The sequence below is a fragment of the Sporosarcina sp. ACRSM genome, from assembly GCF_022346545.1.
Lineage (GTDB): Bacteria > Bacillota > Bacilli > Bacillales_A > Planococcaceae > Sporosarcina.
This window is the reverse complement of sequence record NZ_JAKRNU010000005.1, coordinates 290,065-309,919: the sequence shown is the minus strand read 5'-3', so window position 1 is coordinate 309,919 and position 19,855 is coordinate 290,065. Positions and strand designations below refer to the sequence as shown.

20 protein-coding genes, 1 other RNA gene, 1 pseudogene and 1 riboswitch are annotated in these 19,855 nt (G+C 41.9%); of the genes and pseudogenes, 13 read left to right on the top strand and 9 right to left on the bottom strand.

Features of this window, described 5'->3' with window-relative positions:
• The 3 genes from MHZ95_RS10515 to MHZ95_RS10505 form a co-directional block, all read left to right on the top strand.
• Positions 1-475: hypothetical protein (locus tag MHZ95_RS10515; RefSeq protein WP_239390575.1), on the top strand; the 475-nt coding region annotated here is incomplete at its 5' end.
• Positions 476-635: 160 nt separating this feature from the next.
• Positions 636-953, top strand: a complete 318-nt coding sequence (locus MHZ95_RS10510) for a thioredoxin family protein (RefSeq protein ID WP_239390574.1) — start codon at positions 636-638, stop codon at positions 951-953.
• An 86-nt stretch (positions 954-1,039) separates the two neighbouring features.
• A complete protein-coding gene (locus tag MHZ95_RS10505) occupies positions 1,040-1,753 on the top strand; it encodes a gamma-glutamyl-gamma-aminobutyrate hydrolase family protein (RefSeq protein WP_239390573.1) in 714 nt (237 codons plus the stop codon).
• Between the two features lie 9 nt (positions 1,754-1,762).
• Here the strand turns inward: MHZ95_RS10505 and MHZ95_RS10500 are convergent, their stop codons facing one another.
• Positions 1,763-2,488 carry a glycerophosphodiester phosphodiesterase gene (locus MHZ95_RS10500; protein WP_239390572.1) on the bottom strand — a complete coding sequence of 242 codons (726 nt, stop codon included), beginning with the start codon at positions 2,486-2,488 and terminating at the stop codon, positions 1,763-1,765.
• A 431-nt stretch (positions 2,489-2,919) separates the two neighbouring features.
• On the bottom strand, positions 2,920-3,504 hold the full coding sequence (locus MHZ95_RS10495) for an SLOG family protein (protein ID WP_255726708.1): 585 nt from the start codon (positions 3,502-3,504) through the stop codon (positions 2,920-2,922).
• A gap of 375 nt (positions 3,505-3,879) precedes the next feature.
• Here MHZ95_RS10495 and MHZ95_RS10490 point away from each other — a divergent pair.
• Positions 3,880-4,988 (top strand): annotated as a pseudogene (locus tag MHZ95_RS10490) (RNA-guided endonuclease TnpB family protein).
• Positions 4,989-5,092: 104 nt separating this feature from the next.
• Here the strand turns inward: MHZ95_RS10490 and MHZ95_RS10485 are convergent.
• From MHZ95_RS10485 to MHZ95_RS10475, 3 genes are all read right to left on the bottom strand, one after another.
• Positions 5,093-6,061 (bottom strand): polysaccharide deacetylase family protein, encoded by a 969-nt coding sequence (locus tag MHZ95_RS10485; protein WP_239390571.1) that lies wholly within the window; start codon positions 6,059-6,061, stop codon positions 5,093-5,095.
• A 236-nt stretch (positions 6,062-6,297) separates the two neighbouring features.
• Positions 6,298-6,489, bottom strand: a non-coding RNA gene (gene ssrS / locus MHZ95_RS10480) — 6S RNA.
• A gap of 47 nt (positions 6,490-6,536) precedes the next feature.
• Positions 6,537-6,830 (bottom strand): AbrB/MazE/SpoVT family DNA-binding domain-containing protein, encoded by a 294-nt coding sequence (locus MHZ95_RS10475; protein WP_239390570.1) that lies wholly within the window; start codon positions 6,828-6,830, stop codon positions 6,537-6,539.
• A 300-nt stretch (positions 6,831-7,130) separates the two neighbouring features.
• On the opposite strand from MHZ95_RS10475, the gene MHZ95_RS10470 reads away from it, so the two are divergent.
• Positions 7,131-7,769, top strand: coding sequence for an SIMPL domain-containing protein (locus MHZ95_RS10470; RefSeq protein WP_239390569.1), 639 nt, complete (start codon positions 7,131-7,133; stop codon positions 7,767-7,769).
• A gap of 183 nt (positions 7,770-7,952) precedes the next feature.
• Here MHZ95_RS10470 and MHZ95_RS10465 read toward each other — a convergent pair whose 3' ends face one another.
• Positions 7,953-8,132, bottom strand: coding sequence for a hypothetical protein (locus MHZ95_RS10465; RefSeq protein WP_239390568.1), 180 nt, complete (start codon positions 8,130-8,132; stop codon positions 7,953-7,955).
• A 150-nt stretch (positions 8,133-8,282) separates the two neighbouring features.
• Positions 8,283-8,391: riboswitch (SAM riboswitch) on the top strand.
• Positions 8,392-8,490: 99 nt separating this feature from the next.
• Between MHZ95_RS10465 and metA the strand changes: the two genes are divergently transcribed.
• The 4 genes from metA (at position 8,491) to MHZ95_RS10445 (ending at position 11,493) form a co-directional block, all read left to right on the top strand.
• Positions 8,491-9,399: a homoserine O-acetyltransferase MetA gene (gene metA / locus MHZ95_RS10460; RefSeq protein ID WP_239390567.1), complete on the top strand. Its 909-nt coding sequence runs from the start codon at positions 8,491-8,493 to the stop codon at positions 9,397-9,399.
• A 63-nt stretch (positions 9,400-9,462) separates the two neighbouring features.
• A complete protein-coding gene (locus MHZ95_RS10455; RefSeq protein ID WP_239390566.1) occupies positions 9,463-10,212 on the top strand; it encodes a hypothetical protein in 750 nt (249 codons plus the stop codon).
• Positions 10,213-10,342: 130 nt separating this feature from the next.
• Positions 10,343-10,582, top strand: a complete 240-nt coding sequence (locus MHZ95_RS10450; RefSeq protein ID WP_239390565.1) for a PepSY domain-containing protein — start codon at positions 10,343-10,345, stop codon at positions 10,580-10,582.
• A gap of 182 nt (positions 10,583-10,764) precedes the next feature.
• Positions 10,765-11,493 (top strand): YetF domain-containing protein, encoded by a 729-nt coding sequence (locus tag MHZ95_RS10445; RefSeq protein ID WP_239390564.1) that lies wholly within the window; start codon positions 10,765-10,767, stop codon positions 11,491-11,493.
• 46 nt (positions 11,494-11,539) lie between these two features.
• Here the strand turns inward: MHZ95_RS10445 and MHZ95_RS10440 are convergent, their stop codons facing one another.
• Positions 11,540-12,736, bottom strand: coding sequence for an NAD(P)-dependent malic enzyme (locus MHZ95_RS10440; protein WP_239390563.1), 1,197 nt, complete (start codon positions 12,734-12,736; stop codon positions 11,540-11,542).
• A gap of 255 nt (positions 12,737-12,991) precedes the next feature.
• Here MHZ95_RS10440 and MHZ95_RS10435 point away from each other — a divergent pair, with 255 nt between their 5' ends.
• Positions 12,992-13,900, top strand: a complete 909-nt coding sequence (locus MHZ95_RS10435) for an RluA family pseudouridine synthase (RefSeq protein ID WP_239390562.1) — start codon at positions 12,992-12,994, stop codon at positions 13,898-13,900.
• A 53-nt stretch (positions 13,901-13,953) separates the two neighbouring features.
• Here MHZ95_RS10435 and MHZ95_RS10430 read toward each other — a convergent pair whose 3' ends face one another.
• Positions 13,954-14,565, bottom strand: coding sequence for a spore coat protein (locus tag MHZ95_RS10430; protein WP_239390588.1), 612 nt, complete (start codon positions 14,563-14,565; stop codon positions 13,954-13,956).
• 196 nt (positions 14,566-14,761) lie between these two features.
• Here MHZ95_RS10430 and MHZ95_RS10425 point away from each other — a divergent pair, with 196 nt between their 5' ends.
• Entirely contained in the window at positions 14,762-16,048 is a 1,287-nt protein-coding gene (locus MHZ95_RS10425) for a LysM peptidoglycan-binding domain-containing protein (RefSeq protein ID WP_239390561.1), read from the top strand.
• A 50-nt stretch (positions 16,049-16,098) separates the two neighbouring features.
• Here the strand turns inward: MHZ95_RS10425 and MHZ95_RS10420 are convergent, their stop codons facing one another.
• Positions 16,099-16,239, bottom strand: coding sequence for a hypothetical protein (locus MHZ95_RS10420; protein WP_239390560.1), 141 nt, complete (start codon positions 16,237-16,239; stop codon positions 16,099-16,101).
• 332 nt (positions 16,240-16,571) lie between these two features.
• Between MHZ95_RS10420 and gdhA the strand changes: the two genes are divergently transcribed.
• Together gdhA and MHZ95_RS10410 are read left to right on the top strand one after the other, a co-directional pair.
• A complete protein-coding gene (gdhA, locus tag MHZ95_RS10415; RefSeq protein WP_239390559.1) occupies positions 16,572-17,954 on the top strand; it encodes an NADP-specific glutamate dehydrogenase in 1,383 nt (460 codons plus the stop codon).
• Between the two features lie 314 nt (positions 17,955-18,268).
• Entirely contained in the window at positions 18,269-19,843 is a 1,575-nt protein-coding gene (locus MHZ95_RS10410; RefSeq protein ID WP_239390558.1) for a DUF6583 family protein, read from the top strand.
• Positions 19,844-19,855: the final 12 nt, after the last annotated feature.

Sequence of the window (19,855 nt, the reverse complement as noted above, 5' to 3'; positions counted from 1 at the left end):
AGAAGATAATATGATAACTGCCACATTAAAAAGTGAGTCTACTAAAACTTCAGACAGACTACTGCAATTAGAGTACCAACTAAAAGAAGTCGTGGCAAAATCGTTGGATGCTGAAAAGAAGTGGGCAGCCAAGCTAGACATTTTCGATGATATGAAACAGCGTTACCTGAATGAGATTGAAGAAAAAAACAGTAAGATCGAGGGACTGCAACTTGAAATAAAAAATTTGAAAGAACAAAAGAAAATAGCTGAAGATAACTTATCACAAGCTGTTTCAGAAAGTGACTTCAGTACTTCGGAAACGCTTCTACTATTGGAGCGTCAAATGAAAGAAGTGTTAGCCAAATCATTGGATTATGAAGTGAGGTTGGATGCTAAGTTAGACGTTATAAATGATTTGGAACTTAAACTGGATCAACTTAGTGGAGAAATAGATGATATACAAGACCTTGGTACTACGGATAAGAATATATAATAATTTCAAGACCTTTTAATTATTGGAGGGTCTTTGGTCTGTATTCTAGAAGTTTTATGAATTGCGAATTGTATTTAAGCTATGTGGATGACTGTCACTCATACACAATGGTAAAATATATAAGGCACCGTAATATCTAAATATACAGGAGTGATTTTACATGGAAAAACTACAATCGATTGAACAATTCGAGAAACTGAAAAACGAGGAACGGACAATTTTTATGTTTTCTGCTGACTGGTGTCCGGATTGCCGCGTCATTGAGCCGATTTTGCCTGGGATCGAAGCGGATTACCCGGAATACACGTTCATCTACGTGGACCGGGATGAGTATATCGATTTATGTGGGGAGCTTGATATTTTTGGCATTCCGAGTTTCATCGCATATCATAGCGGTGAAGAAGTGGGACGTTTTGTCAGCAAAGACCGCAAAACACAAGCGGAAATCGAAGAATTCATTAACAGCCTTTCTGCTTAAGCGATTAACGAACAGAACAAGATTCGAAGCATCCATCATAAAATATTGGTGGGTGCTTTTTATTCAATAAAAGGGGGAATCTGCGGATGAAACCGGTTATCGGAATTACGACAGATGTAGATAAAGATGGGAAACACTTATTAAATAATAACTATGTCCAGGCCATCATTCGTGCAGGTGGATTGCCATTCATCATCCCAATCGGTATCGAAGGGGATTCGGCGCAGGTGGCGGATCTTATTGACGGTTTGTTTTTAACCGGTGGAGGGGACATCGACCCGTTACTTTTTGGGGAGGAGCCCCATCCGAATCTAGGGCAAGTGACCCCTGCAAGGGATATAGTTGAGCTCGAACTTGCACGTCAAATGATGAACTGTGATAAGCCGATTCTTGGAATATGCCGTGGTCTTCAAGTGTTAAATGTAGCTGCTGGAGGAACGATCTATCAAGATATTTACAAACAACATGCCCAGCCGATACTCCAGCATCACCAAAAAGCACCTACGGGTCATGCAACCCATTATGTTCAATTAAAGAAGGGGAGCTTTTTGGAAGAGCTTGCGGGAAGCGGTCGAATTCTTGTCAATTCCTTTCACCATCAATCGTTGAAAGATGTTCCAGAGCCGTTTAGCGTGACAGGCGTTTCCACAGATCAAATTATTGAGACTATTGAGAGTGCGCAACATCAATTTGTTATCGGTGTTCAATGGCATCCTGAACGATTGGCGGAAAATGGGGATTCCGTATCGATGGGAATTTTCAATCGATTTATTCAAGCATGTAATAACAGAAAAAGCTGAGCGGTTCTCTCAGCTTTTTTTTGTGGCATAAGGAATCATTTTTTCTGGGAAGTCTGTGAAGATAGCGCTAACTCCGATGTCTTGTAGAGCCTCTGCGTCTTGTTCTTTATTAACAGTATAGGTGCGAATGATTGCACCAGTTTTCAAAGCTTCCTGTATAGACGGTCGGAATGCGGTTCGGAAATACAGATGGAGAGCATCCGCAGGAACGTTATACATGTAATCAAGCGGATCCACAAGCACTTCTTTAAATAACGGGGCTGTTTCCAAATGAGGCGCAACTTGTTTCGCTGCCCGGATTGATTCATGGTCGAAAGAGGAAAGGACGACACGGGTATCGAACTCCATTTCTTCGACTACTGCAACTACTTTCCCGACCATGCCCGGATATGGAAACACGTCCGATTTCAGTTCGATATTAAGATGATGGGATGTGTCGGCAAACAACTCAAGTACTTCTCTTAACGTCGGAATGGTTTGGTCTTTGAAATCATCGGAAAACCAGCTACCAAAATCAAAAGCTTTCAATTCTGCAAGCGTCATGTCTTTGACAAAGCCTTTTCCATTTGAAGTCCGATTGATTTTTTCATCATGAATGACAACAAGCTCGCCGTCTTTTGACAGATGGACATCAAGCTCAACGCCCTGAATCGGAAGGCGTGCGGCTTCCTGGAAAGCGGCAATCGTATTTTCAGGGTGTGTACCAGAGGAACCACGGTGTGCGTAAATCTCCATTTCACGGCCTCCCAATGATTTTTCTACATTGTAATACTTATTCAATGTATATACAATTCAGAACGGGATTAGCATTGGAAAAGGGATGTCCTCATTTTGAAGACATCCCTTTGTTTGTATTAGGTAACATTTTAGTTTTGAATATTATTTTCATCTTAATGATTCAAGAATAATTTCCGTTGAAAGGATAAGCTTTCGGTGCCGCGGTCATTGTTCCACTGGGTGTTTTCTAACTAAACAACGTAAACCCTACCAACTTTTACGTCCTTACGACCCTTTAGTCGCGCCAGTGTGAATAAGTATGATCAAAAACATTACGTAGAATGCCAGATATTCAAATCTAGACAGTTACCTACTTGTTAACTCATTCATGTTACCAGTAATGCGATTATAAGTCAAGCATACTGGAAAAGGTTCTCTTGGCATGTCGTTCATAGCCACTCATTCAGTTGCTCTTCTTCCGCGATAATTTGTAAATCATCCGCGGTAATGGTGAACACTTGATAGTCGGATCGTTCGGCATACCGCTCTGCCGATTTTTTTATAAATTTTGGAGAACCTTCATTCTCTTCATCATAGACGATAAGTATTCCATCCGAATTGCGCATGAAAAACTTATCTTTTTCGATAAATTGCCAAGGTGCTTCATAAGGTCTCTTCGTCAAGCTCGTATGAAAATCAGCCAAAGCGACAATTCGATGGTAGCTCTCTTTTTTTATGTCGTTCCAATTTTTTTCTTGGTCAAGAAAAGGGGTGATGACTGCATATTTTAATGTTGGATATTCTTTTTTTAAGTCAATTACCACTTCCGCTACCCATGTTTCTACCCCGAGTTGCCCGCTTATGATGACCCACTCCAAACCTTCGTCAAGGAACGAGACGAGCCTTTTCTCCAATGCTTTTTTGATGAATCGGATGCCCGGGTGCTTATCGTCGAAAATCCCTAATTCATGCTGTTTGTATCCTGTAACGACCAATCGCTTTACGATGACCACCACCTTCTGAACTTTTTTCATGAAAAACCGGTTCCCAATGGAAACCGGTTTTGGATAATTATATGTCATGGATAAAGCTAGGGATCTGACTGATTTTAATTTGAAAAAAGATCTGTCACCCAATTGTAGTGTATCAGAAATTGACCGTCACAGATAGGGATAAGATTTAGTTTTTTAGTCTTTTAACAACCCTCCGAAAGAAGTCTCCCACTTCAAGCGCGTGAAGGGCGTAGCCCAGCGGTAAGTGGGAGATGAATTTCGGTTAGGCATAGCCTAAAAGTTTGCTTTGCGTAAACATACGTTCTATAATAACGGTGATATAAGAGAACGAAAATTCCGTCTACAAACTTTCAGTCTTCCCGCGAGGAACTATTTTTGGAAGTGAGGTGATTGGAAATGGCCCACAAAGCTTATAAATTCCGTATCTACCCGACAGAAGAACAGGAAATCTTCCTAGCAAAAACGTTCGGTTGTGTCCGATTTGTCTACAACAAGATGTTAGCAGAACAAAAAGAGACCTATGAACGTCTGAAAGACAATAAAGCTCTATTGAAGCAGCAAAAGTTTCCCACACCCGCCAAATATAAAGGGGAATTCGAATGGCTCAAAGAAGTCGATTCATTGGCACTGGCGAATGCACAATTGAATCTCCAAGAAGGTTATCGAAATTTCTTCGGTGGACGCGCGAAGTATCCGCGATTCAAAAACCGGAAGTAAAGACAATCCTATACAACCAATATGGTGAACGGAAATATTAAGCTCATGGACGGCTATCTCAAATTACCAAAACTCAAACCGAGAAAATAAAGCAACATCGAGAAATTCGGTCCCATCACACGATCAAATCCTGTACAATTTCTAAAACAACGACCGGAAAGTATTACGTGTCTATCTTGACAGAATACGAACAGAAAACAAAACCCAAAGAACTAAAAAGAGTCGTCGGTCTGGATTTTTCCATGAGCGGCTTATTTGTCGACAGTGAAAAGGGTGAGATAGCCAATTACCCCCGTTATTATCGACAAGCGCTCGAAAAGCTTGCGAAAGCACAACGGATTTTGTCCCGCAGGCAAAAAGGATCCAATCGTTGGGAAAAACAGCGATTGAAAGTGGCTAAATTACATGAAAAAGTGGCGAATCAACGAAACGATTTTCTCCACAAACAGTCCTATACATTGACGCAACAATACGATGCTATTGTCATTGAGGATTTGGACATGAAAGGGATGTCCCGGGCACTGAACTTCGGTAAAAGCGTCATAGACGTGGCTTGGGGGAAATTCACAAAATTCCTCGAATACAAACTGAAAAACCAAGGGAAGAAGTTCATCAAGATTGATAAATGGTTCCCGTCTTCCAAAACCTGTTCACGTTGTAGGCTCGTAAAAAAAGCATTATCCCTTTCCGAACGAACTTTCCAATGTGCATGCGGTTTCGTATTGGACCGGGATTGGAACGCTGCCATCAATATCAAAATGGAAGGACTTCGTACCTTGGAAGAATGAATAAGAGAGCATGGTTCAGGCTCGCTCGCTAAGTCCATTTTGTGCCAATAGGCGCAATTACCTTAGAAGCTCCCACCTCTAAGCATCGCGTAGGTGGGGGTAGTTCACTTGTCAATCCGCTTTTCGCTCATTAACTCGCTGACTGTCCCGATCTGGTATCCTTTTTCTTTTATTTCATTGATCATCGTTACGAGACCTTCCTCGACGGGTTTTGTCGGATGCATAAGGATCATGGAGCCATTACCGACGTTGGAGACGACGCGTGCAACCATTTCGGAAGTATCCGGCTTTCGCCAGTCAACTGTATCGACAGTCCAGAGAATCGTTTTCATGCCGAGTTCATGGGCGACGTCGATTGTAACATCGTTAAAACTGCCACTTGGCGGTGCAAACCATTCCGGCTTCACGTTCAATGTTTTTTCGATAATATCGTTGGTCTTTTTCAATTCGTCCATCGTTTCCGCGCGGGATCGAAATTTAAGATCAGGGTGACTGTACGCATGATTGCCGATTTCATGTCCATGAAGATAAATCATCGCAGCGAGGGCGGGATTTTTTTTCACCCAACTGCCATCAAAAAAGAATGTTGCTTTGACATTGTTATTTTCCAATGTTTCAAGGATACCCGGAATATACTCATTGCCCCAAGCCACATTGATCAATAGGGATACCATCGGTTTTTCAGGATTGCCTCTGTAAATAGGGGAAGGTGCTAAATCATCCAAGTGAACGGACGGTGATACTTCTTTGAAGACGATTTTATCAGGATCAAGTTCAGTTCTCCCCTTCATGTTTTCATAACTGGCTTTTACATCTACCTGTAGTCCGTTGTAACCGGGAATCGCTTTCCAAACCCGGTCAATGGTTGCATCGATAGGCTCAATTTTATGTTGGTCGTTGTAGGTATTTATCTTTTGATACAGTTCGTCTTGCTGATCTCCCAGGAATGTAGGAATCGTATGGTCGTTGCTGGTATTAGAAAAAAATGTTGCAAATGGCTGCATGTAAATGATGGTCAGAAAGACGAGAGAAACGGAAAGTAAACCGACAAAAATTTTCTTTTTTCTTTTCATTTTTCCGCCTCAATTGAGAAAGTGTTGACGATTTGCGGAATAATCACTGGGTTCATTGTTTGAAGCATGCAAAATCCTCCAATCATATTCTTGTCAAGGATAGTCTTCCCTGTTGCGGGTGGACTATTCTTTCGGAAAATCGGCAAGCACTGGGGCGATTGAACGATAAAAAAACCAAAAGCATCGCCCGGATGGACGATGCTTTTGGTTGGTATGTGTACTACCGATAAGGCTTTTCAAAAGCCGCATTTGCCGTATGGGTCAAGAAAGTTTTAAACCACCACTCCTCAAAGTGGGTGTTCGCAGAAACATTCCTGTATGTCCCCATTGGTTGATGAATGGGGCGTGCCATTCCAGCTTCTAGATAAAACTCCCTTTTACAGCTTAAAGGTTAAAACTTCATGTTAATACGCACAACGCAGCTCGTGTTTATAGTGTACAGCAAACGATGAAAGGATTCAAATGAAAAATTTGGTTAGTAAAGCGCAGGCCGGCTTATACCACTGTTTTTCTCGATTTCTTCCAATAGGATTCTAGCACCATTCGGACTCAAAAACATCCCATTTGAATATTCCCGGTTTTCGGGTGTGATTTCACCAGTCACGATACATGCTTCATTAATGGCGTATTTTCTCAAAATGATTTTATCATCTTCGACAAAAATCTCCATAGGGGAGCCTGTGCTAAGTTGCAGGGTGTTCCGTAATTCTTTCGGGATGACGATTCGACCCAACTGATCGACTTTCCTAACAATACCCAAGCTGCGCATTGAAATCTACTCCTTTTTAATCTTATTTTTTATACCATAATTGTATTGTACTAGAAAAGATTCAAAAGTCCAAAAAATTTGAATGAGTTTATATGAAAAGGAAGGTCTTATGAACGATGCCATAATCTTTATCAATTTGACAAAATTCGACCGGCGTCGATTATACGTGGTAGATAAATGCGTTTTGAAATAAGCTGTATGGCAATGGTGGCAATCGGATTATTTGCCTCGCTGATTTTTCTGAGTCAACCTGCATAGTATGTACTGACATGAAATACATGCAGGGAAAGGTGGGAAAGAATGTATTATCCATATGTACAAATGCCTCGTCATCATCGCCGAATCATGACGGTGACAGGAATCGGAAGTATTGCCGTTGCGCCGGATATTGTTCAAATTCAATTGGAAGTGAATACGGAAAACAATCAGCTTCAGCGAGCGCAACAGGAGAATGCCTACGTGATGAATGGAGTGATTGAATCCATCGTGGCATTAGGAATTGACAGGGAAAATATACAAACGGTTTCTTACAATATTACACCGCAATATGATTATGTAGAAGGGGAACAAAAGTTTAGAGGCTATCAAGTGACCAATGCAATCACTGTTAAAACGACTGACATTGAACAAATTGGTACGATAATCGACACAGCTGTTCAAAATGGGGTGAACCGTGTATCAAACATTCAATTTACGGTTGCAGATGAACAAAAGTATTATCAACAGGCGCTGAGCCTTGCGCTGGAAAATGCAGTCGCAAAAGCGGAAACGATTGCAAGGACTATGCAGCTTCAGCTTGAACCTCAGCCAATCAAAATTGTGGAAGAAATAAGTGGACAGCCCGTCGCTTATCGAGCTTTTGCCAGTGAGGTTTCAACTCCTATCGAACAAGGACAAGTTTCCATCCAAGCTAAAGTGGCAGTGCAATTTGAGTATTGATAAATGTTGGTGAAAGTTCTGCATGTGGAGTAGGTTTCTTGGAAAAGAACAGACTAGGTTGGAAGGGTGCACATCAAAGTGCTCGGAAGATGTTGCTTACTCGGTATGAATGGAAAAATTCCCCGTTTACAGCCGTTTGACTGTCCGGGGAATTTTCCGATTGATTTGCATGATGCGGATGAGTTATTTTCTTTTTCTTTCATTTGGGATCATACGCTCTCGCTTCGGTTTCAAATAGGTCAGCTCACCAAACTCTTCGGCAAATTCTGTTGCCATATCAGTCGGACTGATTTTTTGGTTTTTCGGTGTTTGTGGTAATGAGCTTGAATTGTTGCCACCGGTTTTGTGTTCGTCTCTTCCCATTTTAAAAAACTCCTTTCCGCTACTCAATGCCACATTAATATGCCTCGGTGCTGTTGTTTTATGCTCAGAAATCCTTGGAGAAAATGCTGAATCATTGAAGAATTCATTTACAATAATGATTTTAATAGTATAATGGAAACTAAATGAATATTCTTATCAAGAGAAGCTGAGGGAACTGGCCCGTCGAAGCTTCAGCAACCTCTGACCCTGTCAGAAAGGTGCTAACTCCAACAAGATGATTTGTCTTGAGAGATAAGAAATGAGCGTCCGAATCTAACCCTCTTTTCTTATTAAAAGAAAAGGGGTTTTCTTTTTGGGCAAAAGAAAGACTTTGTAAATGAAAAGGGAGAGAATAGCAATGCCAATTAACATTCCGCAACAATTACCGGCACGAGAACTTTTGAAGGAAGAAAAAATATTTGTCATGGATGAAAAGCGGGCGACAACCCAAGACATCCGTCCGATGAATATTATCATTTTGAATTTGATGCCTGAAAAAGAAAGAACCGAACTTCAATTGTTGCGATTACTCGGAAATACGCCGCTACAAGTGAATGTCACATTCATGACGATGGCGACACATGAATCAAAAAATGTGAGTAAATCCCATTTGGATGCATTTTACACGACTTTCGAGCATGTGAAGCACCGTCGTTTTGATGGCCTAATCATTACAGGGGCACCGATTGAGCATTTGGCATTTGAAGATGTGAATTATTGGAAAGAATTGACGGAAATCATGGATTGGACGAAAACGAACGTGACATCGGTCTTACATATTTGTTGGGGAGCTCAAGCAGCACTTTACCATCATTATGGTATCGGTAAATTTGAATTACCGAAGAAATGCTCGGGTGTTTATACGCATCGCCTATCCGATCCGACGATTAAGCTGGCACGCGGATTTAATGATGAATTCCGCGCACCGCATTCCCGCTATACATCCGTGTCCATCGAAGAGATTAAAAATGATCCGCGCCTCATTTTGCTTGCTGAGTCTAAGGACGCAGGGGCGTTCATTATCCTTTCGAAAGATGAAAAACATGTGATGATAACAGGGCATTTTGAATATGATGCAGACACACTCGCAGAAGAATATCGACGCGATCTTGCAAAAGGAATCGACATCGATATCCCTGAAAATTATTTTCCGAATGACGATCCGACGCAAGAACCTTTGAATACATGGCGTTCCCATACCCATCTACTCTTCTCCAATTGGCTGAATTATTACGTCTATCAGGAAACACCATACGTCTGGGAATAATCGTTTGAATGACTACTTTGCCGCATAGTGCATAAGCTATGATGACAAGGGGGTTGATGGGGCTTGGGTCTATTTATGAACCGGGAAGACCATCCGGAAGTCTATACAAGTGATTCGAGAAGCTTAAAGCCGAATAATCAACGGCTATCCACGATCGATCCGTTTACGGAATGGGTAGCTGAACAGCAAGAAGCGAATCTGGCCCTGCAGCAACAGATGCATCATTTACAATCGATAATGAAAGAGCAGGACACGCGGCAATCAAAGCAATTGCAAACAATCCGCAAACGTCTGCACGGGTTACGTGAACGAGAATTACGCCAGCAACAATTCGAGAACGAAGTCATCGAATCATTCGTGCAATTACATGCTGAAAATCACTCTTTCCAGCGCAAATTAGCGGAAGAACGCCTGTTCAACAGGACTGTTGCTAAACAAGTGGATCAAGTAAGCCAATCAACGAGCGAAATAGGTGAGCGCTTAGAGGAAGTAGCGGTTGTCAATGAGGCGATCGCGACGGAAGTGAATGAACAGCTGGTCGAGCAAAAACAATTGTCTGAACAACTTGTGAAGCAAGAAGAGGCTCATGATGTATTGTTCGAAAGAATAGACAAACAAGAAGGTTTGACGGAAAAATTATTGGGGCAAATGGATCAACTTCGTTCCATTCTATTTGAACGGTCTACGATGTTAGCAGAAAAAATTGAAGGAAGTTATTTGCCTACATCCCATTTTATAACCAAAATATTGGAAGTGAATGAAAAACCGACCGCACGCTTTATGGTTAATCAGAAACAAGAGAAAAAAGAATGAGGATTGAATGATTGGATGGAGGCGTCCCATTCTGTCGCACAAATAAGAACCCATTCATCCAGGAATCACAGATCGAGCCATCCTGAATAGTATAGGATGATTGCATATCGACAAAAATGGGGGAGATTGTGTGACAAATCATAATCGTTGGGAAAACCATTGGCAACATCAACAATATCGCCGGATTTCGATCGAGCAAGCGATGAACATAGCATTACAGCGTGTGCCAGGGCATGTTGTGAAGGCTGAACTGGATTATGATGATGGCATGCTGGTTTATGAGATTGATATCCGGACGGCAGATGGCTATAAATACGAAGTGAAAGTGGACGCGAATACAGGCGCCATTCTTAGAGTCAAACTCGATTGATTCAAAACTTATCTATAAAAATCACAAACAGTAGAAAGAGCTGTTTGTGATTTTTTTATTGAACAAGGTTTTGATTTGGAAAACCGGTGCGGAGACTGGATGGTCATATGGAACAATTGGGCAGATGTATAAGTTTGAGAAAGATGAAGAACACTTAGAGGATAGGGAGGTGTATAGGACAGATGAATTTGGATGAGATGTGGGAACTGGATTTTTGGGAAATGATGTTAAGGACAACCATTTCTTTTTTTGTCCTGCTCATACTTGCTCGGCTGATGGGGAAAAAGCAAATTTCTCAACTGACGTTTTTCCATTACGCTACGGGGATTACAATCGGTTCCATCGCTGCTGATATTGCTGGCGAATCAGAAACGCCTTTTTTGAATGGACTTATTGCAATGGTATGGTGGGCGTTGCTAACAATATTGATGAATTATATATCGCTTAAATCGAAGAAAATCCGTGTCCTTCTTGATGATCAGCCAACAATTGTTATGCATGGTGGGAAATTACTTGAAAAAGGCATGAAAAAGGCTCGACTTGATCTTAACGAGTTGAATATGATGTTGCGGGAACAAGGGATATTTTCCATTAAAGACGTAGACTACGCCATTTTGGAAACGAACGGAAATTTAAGTGTTTTGAAAAAAGCGGGACAGGAACCTGCGACAAAAAAAGATGTAAATGCACCTGTACCCCAGCCGAAATATATTCCTACTGAAATCATTTCTGATCGTAAAATTGTACAGAAAAACTTGAAGGAACTAGGGTTAACGGAAGAGTGGGTATATGAGCAGTTGAAAAAGCAAGGGATCGGTCGAATCGAGCAAGTCTATTATGCAGAAATCCAAGCCGACGGCAGTTTACATGTGGATACGCTAGCAACGGAAAAAAATGAAAAAGCGCCATAAAACGGATATTTCCGTATTTATGACGCTTTTGTATTGAAAAAAATGGTTATTGTTTGGCAACTTCGGGTAGAGTCGCAACACCTGTTTCAATTGCGGCCTTGCTTACTGATCGCGTCACCACTTCCGCAACCCGATTATCAAATGGATTCGGAATGATAAAGTCGTCATGCAGTTCTGCGGCGTCAATGAGCGAAGCAATTGCATACGTGGCAGCCAGCTTCATCTGTTCGTTAATTTCAGTTGCACGGACATTCAGGGCGCCTCTAAAAATGCCCGGGAACGCCAATATATTGTTCACCTGATTTGGATAATCAGATCGTCCTGTTGCAATGATGCGAACGCCATATTCCTTGGCTTTGTCCGGAGCGATTTCAGGGTTCGGATTGGCGAGCGCAAAAACAATCGGGTCGCGATCCATACTTGCAATAAGTTCTTCTGTCAGTAAGTTGGCAACGGAAACGCCTATGAAGACATCTGCACCTTGCATGGCATCGTACAAAGTCCCTTTGACTTGATTCGGGTTTGTAATTTCCGCCATCTCGTCTTTTATCGGATTCATCCCCTCGGGGCGCCCTTTGTAAATGGTCCCTTTTGAATCGCAGAGGATGATTTCTTGGAAGCCCAAGTTTAGAAGGTGCTTAACAATGGCGATACCCGCTGCACCTGCTCCGTTGACAATGATTTTAGCGGCTGCAATTTCTTTGTTTACGACTTTCAATGCATTTAATAAACCGGCGGCTGCAACGATTGCTGTCCCATGCTGGTCATCGTGGAAAACGGGGATATCACACTCTTCGCGCAGTCTTTTTTCAATCTCAAAGCAACGAGGCGCTGAAATGTCTTCTAAATTAATGCCTCCGAATGTAGGGCTGATCGCTTTAACCGTCCGTACGATTTCATCGACATCTTTTGTGTTCAAACAGATTGGAACGGAGTCGATGTTGCCGAATCTTTTCAAAAGCAATGATTTCCCTTCCATTACCGGTAAGGCAGCTTCTGGTCCAATATCACCCAATCCTAAAACAGCTGATCCGTCCGTCACTACTGCCACCAAGTTTCCTTTGATTGTATAGTCGTAGACGGCTGATGGGTTTTTGGCAATTTCTACACAGGGTTCAGCAACTCCAGGTGAATAGGCCAAACTAAGGTCTATTTTATTTTCGAGTGGAACCTTGGAGACAGTTTCCATTTTCCCTCTATGGATTTGGTGCATCTCTAATGAAGTTTTATACTGAATTGACATTGTAAATACCTCGCCCCATTTAATATTTTTTTCACAATACTAAATTTTTACCATGAAACCGAAAAAAACACAAGACTGAATATTCTGGCTGGTTTAAATATTTTTAAAATCAAGCGCTTTCATTCGCATAAAATCACAATTCTGTACTTTTAAAAAAATAATTGAAAAAATTATTTGAAAGTGCACAACTCACGCTGCATTTGTAATTCCGTAGCAATTTAAGGATAATGGAGAAAGAGAGAGAGGCGTATTGCAATGCGAAAAGATTGGAAGAATGTGCCGGGGAAAAATGCTGGCACTTTGGAATATACAGTTCAAGAAGAGATGGAATTATTACCTTTTCTATTAAAAATGCTGGTGAAAAACAGTCGAAATTCAGTGAAATCCATGCTCGCACGTGGACAAGTAACGGTCGATGGCAAAATGAGCAAACAGCATAATCATCTTCTACGAGAAGGGCAAAAGGTTGCCATCTTAAAAAACAAAGCGGCATTAAATGAGATGCAATTGATCGGCTTCACGATTTTACATGAAGATGAGGATATTATTGTCGTGAACAAAGAAGCCGGCCTTCTGACAATGGCTTCTAAAAATGAAAAAGAATTGACGGTATATCGTCAGCTGATGACGTACGTAAAAAAGATTGAACCGAGAAATCGGATTTTTATCGTTCATCGGCTGGATAAGGATACGTCTGGTGTATTATTGTTCGCCAAAAGCGAAAGAGTGAAAGAAGCGTTGCAGTCCAAATGGAATACAGTTGTGAAAGAGCGGATGTATATGGCGCTTGTCGAAGGGGTCGTGAGAAAAAAGGAAGCGACCATTACTTCATGGTTGAAAGAAAGTAAAACATTTAAAGTGTATTCCAGTCCGAAGGATAATGGCGGACAGCAAGCCATTACTCATTACAAAACAGTCCAGGCGTCGAAACAATTTACTTTACTGGAGGTCCATCTTGAAACAGGACGTAAAAATCAAATCCGTGTACATATGGAAACCATCGGCCATCCGATAGTTGGGGATAAGAAATACGGTTCTACGGTCAATCCGCTTAAAAGGCTTGGTTTACACGCAGCCAAATTGGCCATTTTACATCCAAGAACAGGACAGCTTGTTCAGTATGAAGCAGACGTGCCTCGTTCATTTTTTGTAAAATCAACTTAATAGGAAAGGCCAGTGGAAATAAGAGGTGCGCACCTACGCACCTCTTATTCGTTTTATTGTAGATGTTGATTTGGCATGGCCGGTTGCCCGACGGTTGCATAAGAATTGAGAATTTGTTGCATGTCGGCTTGCGCAAGTTGAGGGATCTGATAATAATGATGTTGGTTTTGGTAAATCGATAATTCATAAGCCATTTCAATACAGTTTGGAACGGAGTCGGCAAGTACGCGACGAACGACTGGGTTGCATGTTTCAGTTGCAGCCATTGTCTTCATGGATGCACCGGATTTGGCCGCTGCCAATAAGAAGCCTGAAATGATCTGGTCAGATAGCTCCGCTTCGGACTGGATCGGTTTCGTCGGTTGGGCAGGTTTCATACCGTAGACGAAGTCATTTCCTGTTTTCATTTCATAACGGCCAGTCGGGTGAGAGGGATCTTGTCCCGTTTTGAAACATTCGACCGTTATATTGTATTCGTCTAAGGCGAAGCGATATTGGCGATCCAAGATATCCAATAGCTCCGGATCTTTGACATGTGGACGCAATAGCATCATTTGATTCAAAGCTGCGACAGAGCCGGATAATGCTTCGTGTACATCGAATAATTCATGTCCTCCATGGTTCATCTGTTGGGAAACAGGGCCTGTGTGCATATTTTCGTGCATTTGACCATCAAGTTGGTTGTGTGTCAATCCATATTCCTCCTAATTATCAAATCGTTATCGCGGATAGTATGGATGAGAAAATGAAAACTATCCGAAAACACAAAAACCATTTCCATACAATCATATGCATAATCGCACTCAGACAAAAATAAGTTTAAAGAGAGGATATTTTTGTCTATGAAAGGCGATGATAAATATGCAAATCCATGTCGTGCAAAGAGGGCAAACATTATACGGCATTGCCCAAGCTTACGGCATCACTTATCAAGATATTGCCAGCGCAAATGAAATACCGGATCCATCACGAATTGTTGTGGGGCAAGCATTGGTCATTCCGATTACAGGAAGTTATCATTGGGTACAGCCCGGGCAATCACTTTATATCATTGCAGGTCTCTACGGGATGACGGTGAATGAGCTGGCGACGATCAACCGGATACCTGTTTCACGTCCCCTGCAAATTGGCCAACGGTTATATATCCCCCCAAGACCCAAAAGACCTGCAGAATCATTGCTCTATGTCGAGCCTCGAACACCGGTTGCACAATCGATGATCGATGAAGTGAGACGTCGTGTCAATGATTTGACCTATCTTGCGATGTTCAGTTATGAAGTGCAGCGGGATGGTACCTTAAAAGAACCATCCATTGCGAATATCCCAGAAATTGCCCAATCGGCGGGTGTAGCCAATGCACTTGTTGTGAGCAATTTGGAAAACTTCGCTTTCAGTCCAGATCTTGCCCATGCCATCTTTACGGATCAAACCGTTCAGGATCGTTTGTTTGACAATTTAATTCGCATTGCCAATGAAGTCGGTTATCAGGACATCCACTTTGATTTTGAATTATTATTTCCGGAAGATCGTGAACTCTATAACAATTTTTTACGCAGGGCGAGAGATCGGTTCCATCCGGTCGGTTTCACATTATCGACTGCACTTGCACCGAAAGCGAGTGATATCCGAACAGGGATTTATGGAGCACATGATTATCAAGCGCATGGGGAAATTGTCGATTTTGTTTCGCTGATGACTTATGAATGGGGTTATACGTATAGTGAGCCACAAGCGGTGAGCCCGATCGGCCCGGTTCGAGCTGTCGTGCAGTATGCCGTCAGTCAAATACCGAAAGAGAAAATTTTCCTTGGTCAAAATCTTTACGGCTATGATTGGTCATCGCCGTTTCCTCCGCAAGGCGGAGCTCCAGCAAGAGCGGTGAGCCCACAACAGGCATTGGCGATTGCCGTCAATGAAGAGGTGGATATTGAATACGATTATGTAGCCCAGGCACCCCATTTTAACTATACGGATGCAAATGGCGTCGCTCACGAAGTCTGGTTCGAGGATGCGCGCAGCATACAAGCGAAGTTCGATCTCATAAAGGAGTTCGAGTTACGTGGGATCATGTATTGGAAACTCGGATTGGCATTCCCGCAAAATTGGCTATTGTTAACGGACAATTTTACAATACGAAAAATTACGTAAATCAAAAAAAGCAGCCAAGGCGATCGCCTTGGCTACATTATTTTTTATTCTTATTCTTTATTGATGTAGTTGATGAAGTTTTGAAGGAATTCAATGTCAGGATTGATAAGAAGAGCAGGCAAGAATGCGAAAGTCAAGACGAGCATGACAATGCCACCTATTGTTGCTCGGATAAATTTGTTGATTTTCATGATATTCTCCCTCTTTCTGTGAGTTGTTTTTCAAACCAATCCATCGGAAAGTGAATAAGCAATCCCCTCTCAAAAGAAAATTTGTTTGAATAGTTAGATAATACTCTCTTTTCATGCAGATGTAAATAAATTTTTTTCGGGTATACATAAATAAGACATAATTATACGGTTTCCACATGCCACACTTCAAAAAAATCTTGTGCAAACTTACATTTTCAGCGATAATACTAAGATACAAATTGTTTTGAAGTGTGAGAATTAGCTTTGTACTGGGGTTATTACTCTAATTACCCCTTTAACATATGAAATGAACATGAAAGGGATGTATGCGAATGACAAAGATGGATACTATGCAAGCAAACAATAAAAAAAGAGCAAACGATTATGTACACGAAGTATATGAATTACTGAAGAAAAGAAATCCAGATGAAAAGGAATTTTTGCAAGCTACTCGAGAAATTTTTGATTCCCTCCGCCCCGTCTTCTCCCAACATCCCGAATACATCGCCAACGGTATCTTAGAACGTATTACAGAACCAGAACGGATTATCATCTTTCGGGTTGCCTGGGAGGATGATCAGGGGAAGGTACATGTCAACCGTGGATTCCGGGTGCAGTTCAACAGCGATCTCGGACCTTACAAAGGGGGAATCCGTTTCCATCCATCAGTTAACAGCAGTATTATGAAGTTTTTGGCGTTTGAACAAATCTTCAAAAATGCATTGACAGGCCAGCCGATCGGAGCAGGTAAAGGGGGATCGGATTTTGATCCGAAAGGGAAATCGGATCGGGAAATCATGCGATTCACGCAAAGTTTCACAACGGAATTGAGCAAGCATATCGGACCTGATGTGGACGTTCCGGCAGGGGATATTGGTGTCGGACGCCGCGAAATTGGTTATATGTTCGGTCAATATAATCGGTTGAAAGGCGGTTATGAAGCGGGCGTGTTCACTGGAAAGGATCCGAATCATGGCGGGAGCCTTGGACGCAAAGAGGCAACTGGTTATGGAACGGTCTACTTCGTAGAAGAAATGCTAAAATCAAAAGGGTCAAGCTTTGATGGAGCAACAGTCGTTGTATCGGGTTCCGGGAATGTATCGACTTATGCGATCGAGAAAGCGATGCAACTTGGTGCTAAAGTGGTCGCTTGTAGTGATTCGAATGGTTATATTTACGATGAAAACGGCATTGATCTTGAAACGCTCAAGCAGTTGAAAGAAGTGGAGAACAAGCGGATTTCGGAATACTTGAAATTCCATCCGGAAGCCAAATACGTGGAAAATTGTTCTGACATCTGGACGATTCCATGTGATATCGCGCTTCCTTGTGCGACGCAAAATGAGTTGGATGAAATTGCTGCCCAAATCCTAATTGCCAACGGTGTAAAGGCGATCGGTGAAGGGGCCAATATGCCATGTACACTCGAGGCGATGGCGGCTTTCCAAGAAAACAAAGTGCTATTCGCCCCCGCAAAAGCGGCAAATGCCGGCGGAGTTGCGGTATCCGCGATGGAAATGTCCCAAAACAGTATGCGTCTCTCTTGGACGGTCGAAGAGGTGGACGAAAGACTGCAAGGTGTCATGAAAAACATTTATAGCAGTTGCTTAGATGCCGCTGAAAGATTTGGCGAGCCGGGCAATCTTGTGATGGGTGCGAACATTGCAGGCTTTTTGAAAGTGGCAGATGCCATGGTGGCACACGGTCTCAGTTAAGAAGATAAACATACAGAAAGCAAGCAGGTGCACAATGATAGAAGTTGTGTACCTGCTTTTTTGTGAGTAGCACTAAGGCTTATTACCTATCAGTGGGGTGGGGGTCTTTGTTGGGTGCAAACGTGCACGGCTGATGCTTTTGTCTAGATTTCCCTTCTAGTCATATGTGATCATTTATTAGAATTAGGCGTATTTTTCCAATTTAGCTTTGAGGTTCAGCATAGCTTATGATAGTATGAAAAAATGTGAATATAGGAAAATTCCAATTATAGGATGATGCTTATTCACGAACGAAAGGTAAGGGGGAGCAGTAGATGGAGGACACAGGTGTAAAGAGAAAATTTCCGAAATCAATCATTGTTTTGATTGTCACTGTGCTCGTCGTAATCGGCGGGAGTGCATCGGCATTTTTCATTTTGACAAAATCACCGAAAGTACAGTACTTAACGGCGGAGGCCAAAACGTATAATCAAATGCGTACACTATTTGAGGAGCGTTATAAAAATGAATTGGATTGGGCCAAAGTGAAAGAAGAGAAGCCAGTCGAAACGACTTATGATCTTTCTGCAGAGTGGAATGATCCGTCTGTCGACTATGAAATGCAGGAAATGCAAAGCATCATCAATAGTATCGTTATATCGATGAAGCAAGTGAATGATCCCGTGAAGAAAGAGATGGAATTTGGACTGAGCGGCAAACTGGGAAGTGCTTCCACAGGTTTTATAACGATGTATGCAACAACTGAGAAAGTTCTGCTGTCACTACCGTTTGCAGATGAGCTGATACGCTTTGATGACAGCGATTATGGTAGACTCATGAAAGAAGTCGATGAAAATTATGATGGCAAAGAGACAATCGGTCTTCCACATTTATTCGAAGATAATTATATAGTTGCTGAAGAACTACGTACATATTTAACAAAAGAGTATTTGGAGTATATTGTGAAAGAATTACCGGAAGAGGCGTTTTCGAGTGATAAAGAAGAGCTGACGATTTTCGGTGAAAAGAAGAAGACGACGAAAGTGGTTATGGACTTATCTGAAGAACAAGTGAAAACACTGTTGAAAAATCTATTCGAAAAAGCGAAAAACGATGAGAAATTGAAAGAGGCTATAGAAGAGCAGATTGCCTTTAGTTCGTTTGGAGAGGATGTCTCGAATACAGAAGTAGCAGGGATGATGGAGGATTTCGAAAAGGCTCTTGTGGAAATCGTAGATGGTATTGATACATTGAGCATTCCAGATGGACTTCAGTCGACAATTTGGCATGATTCAAATATCATCGTGAAACGTGAATTCACGATGACGCTAGGGGAAGATAAGGACAGCACTGGAACAATGACAGTGGATGGTACTCAATTGCTGGAAAAAACACAGCAGAAATGGGATTATACAATCGCTACGAAGGATTCCTTTGGCGAAGAAGAAACAGCAAAAGTTGAAGGCGATTTGTCATGGAAAGATCAAAAGTCGGATGACTCCGTTTCCATTACGTTCGATGATATGAAAATCGTCTATAAAGGCAAAGAAGAATTGAAAGATAATAAGCGCACATTTACCCGTTCGTTTGGGCTGACAGATGGCGAAATCGACCCGGCTGTCATTTGGAGAGGGAACGCTACGTATGAAAAAGATTCAGTGAAAGTAGATCATGAATTTACGGTCAGCGAAAAGAGTATCGGAGAAACCCCGTTCAATCTGATGTTGAAACAGCAAGGAAAGATTGTAAAACAAGTCGAGATGCCGGAAGAAACGGATGATACGGTGAAAATCGGTGAAATGGATATGAACGAATTGCAAAGGTTTGTTGAATATGATCTCGGCAGGAAGTTCGAAGGTTGGCTCTATAGCTTAATGGGCGAGGTCGAAGGAGAACTATACGATTTTTAAGGGTTGAGTGAG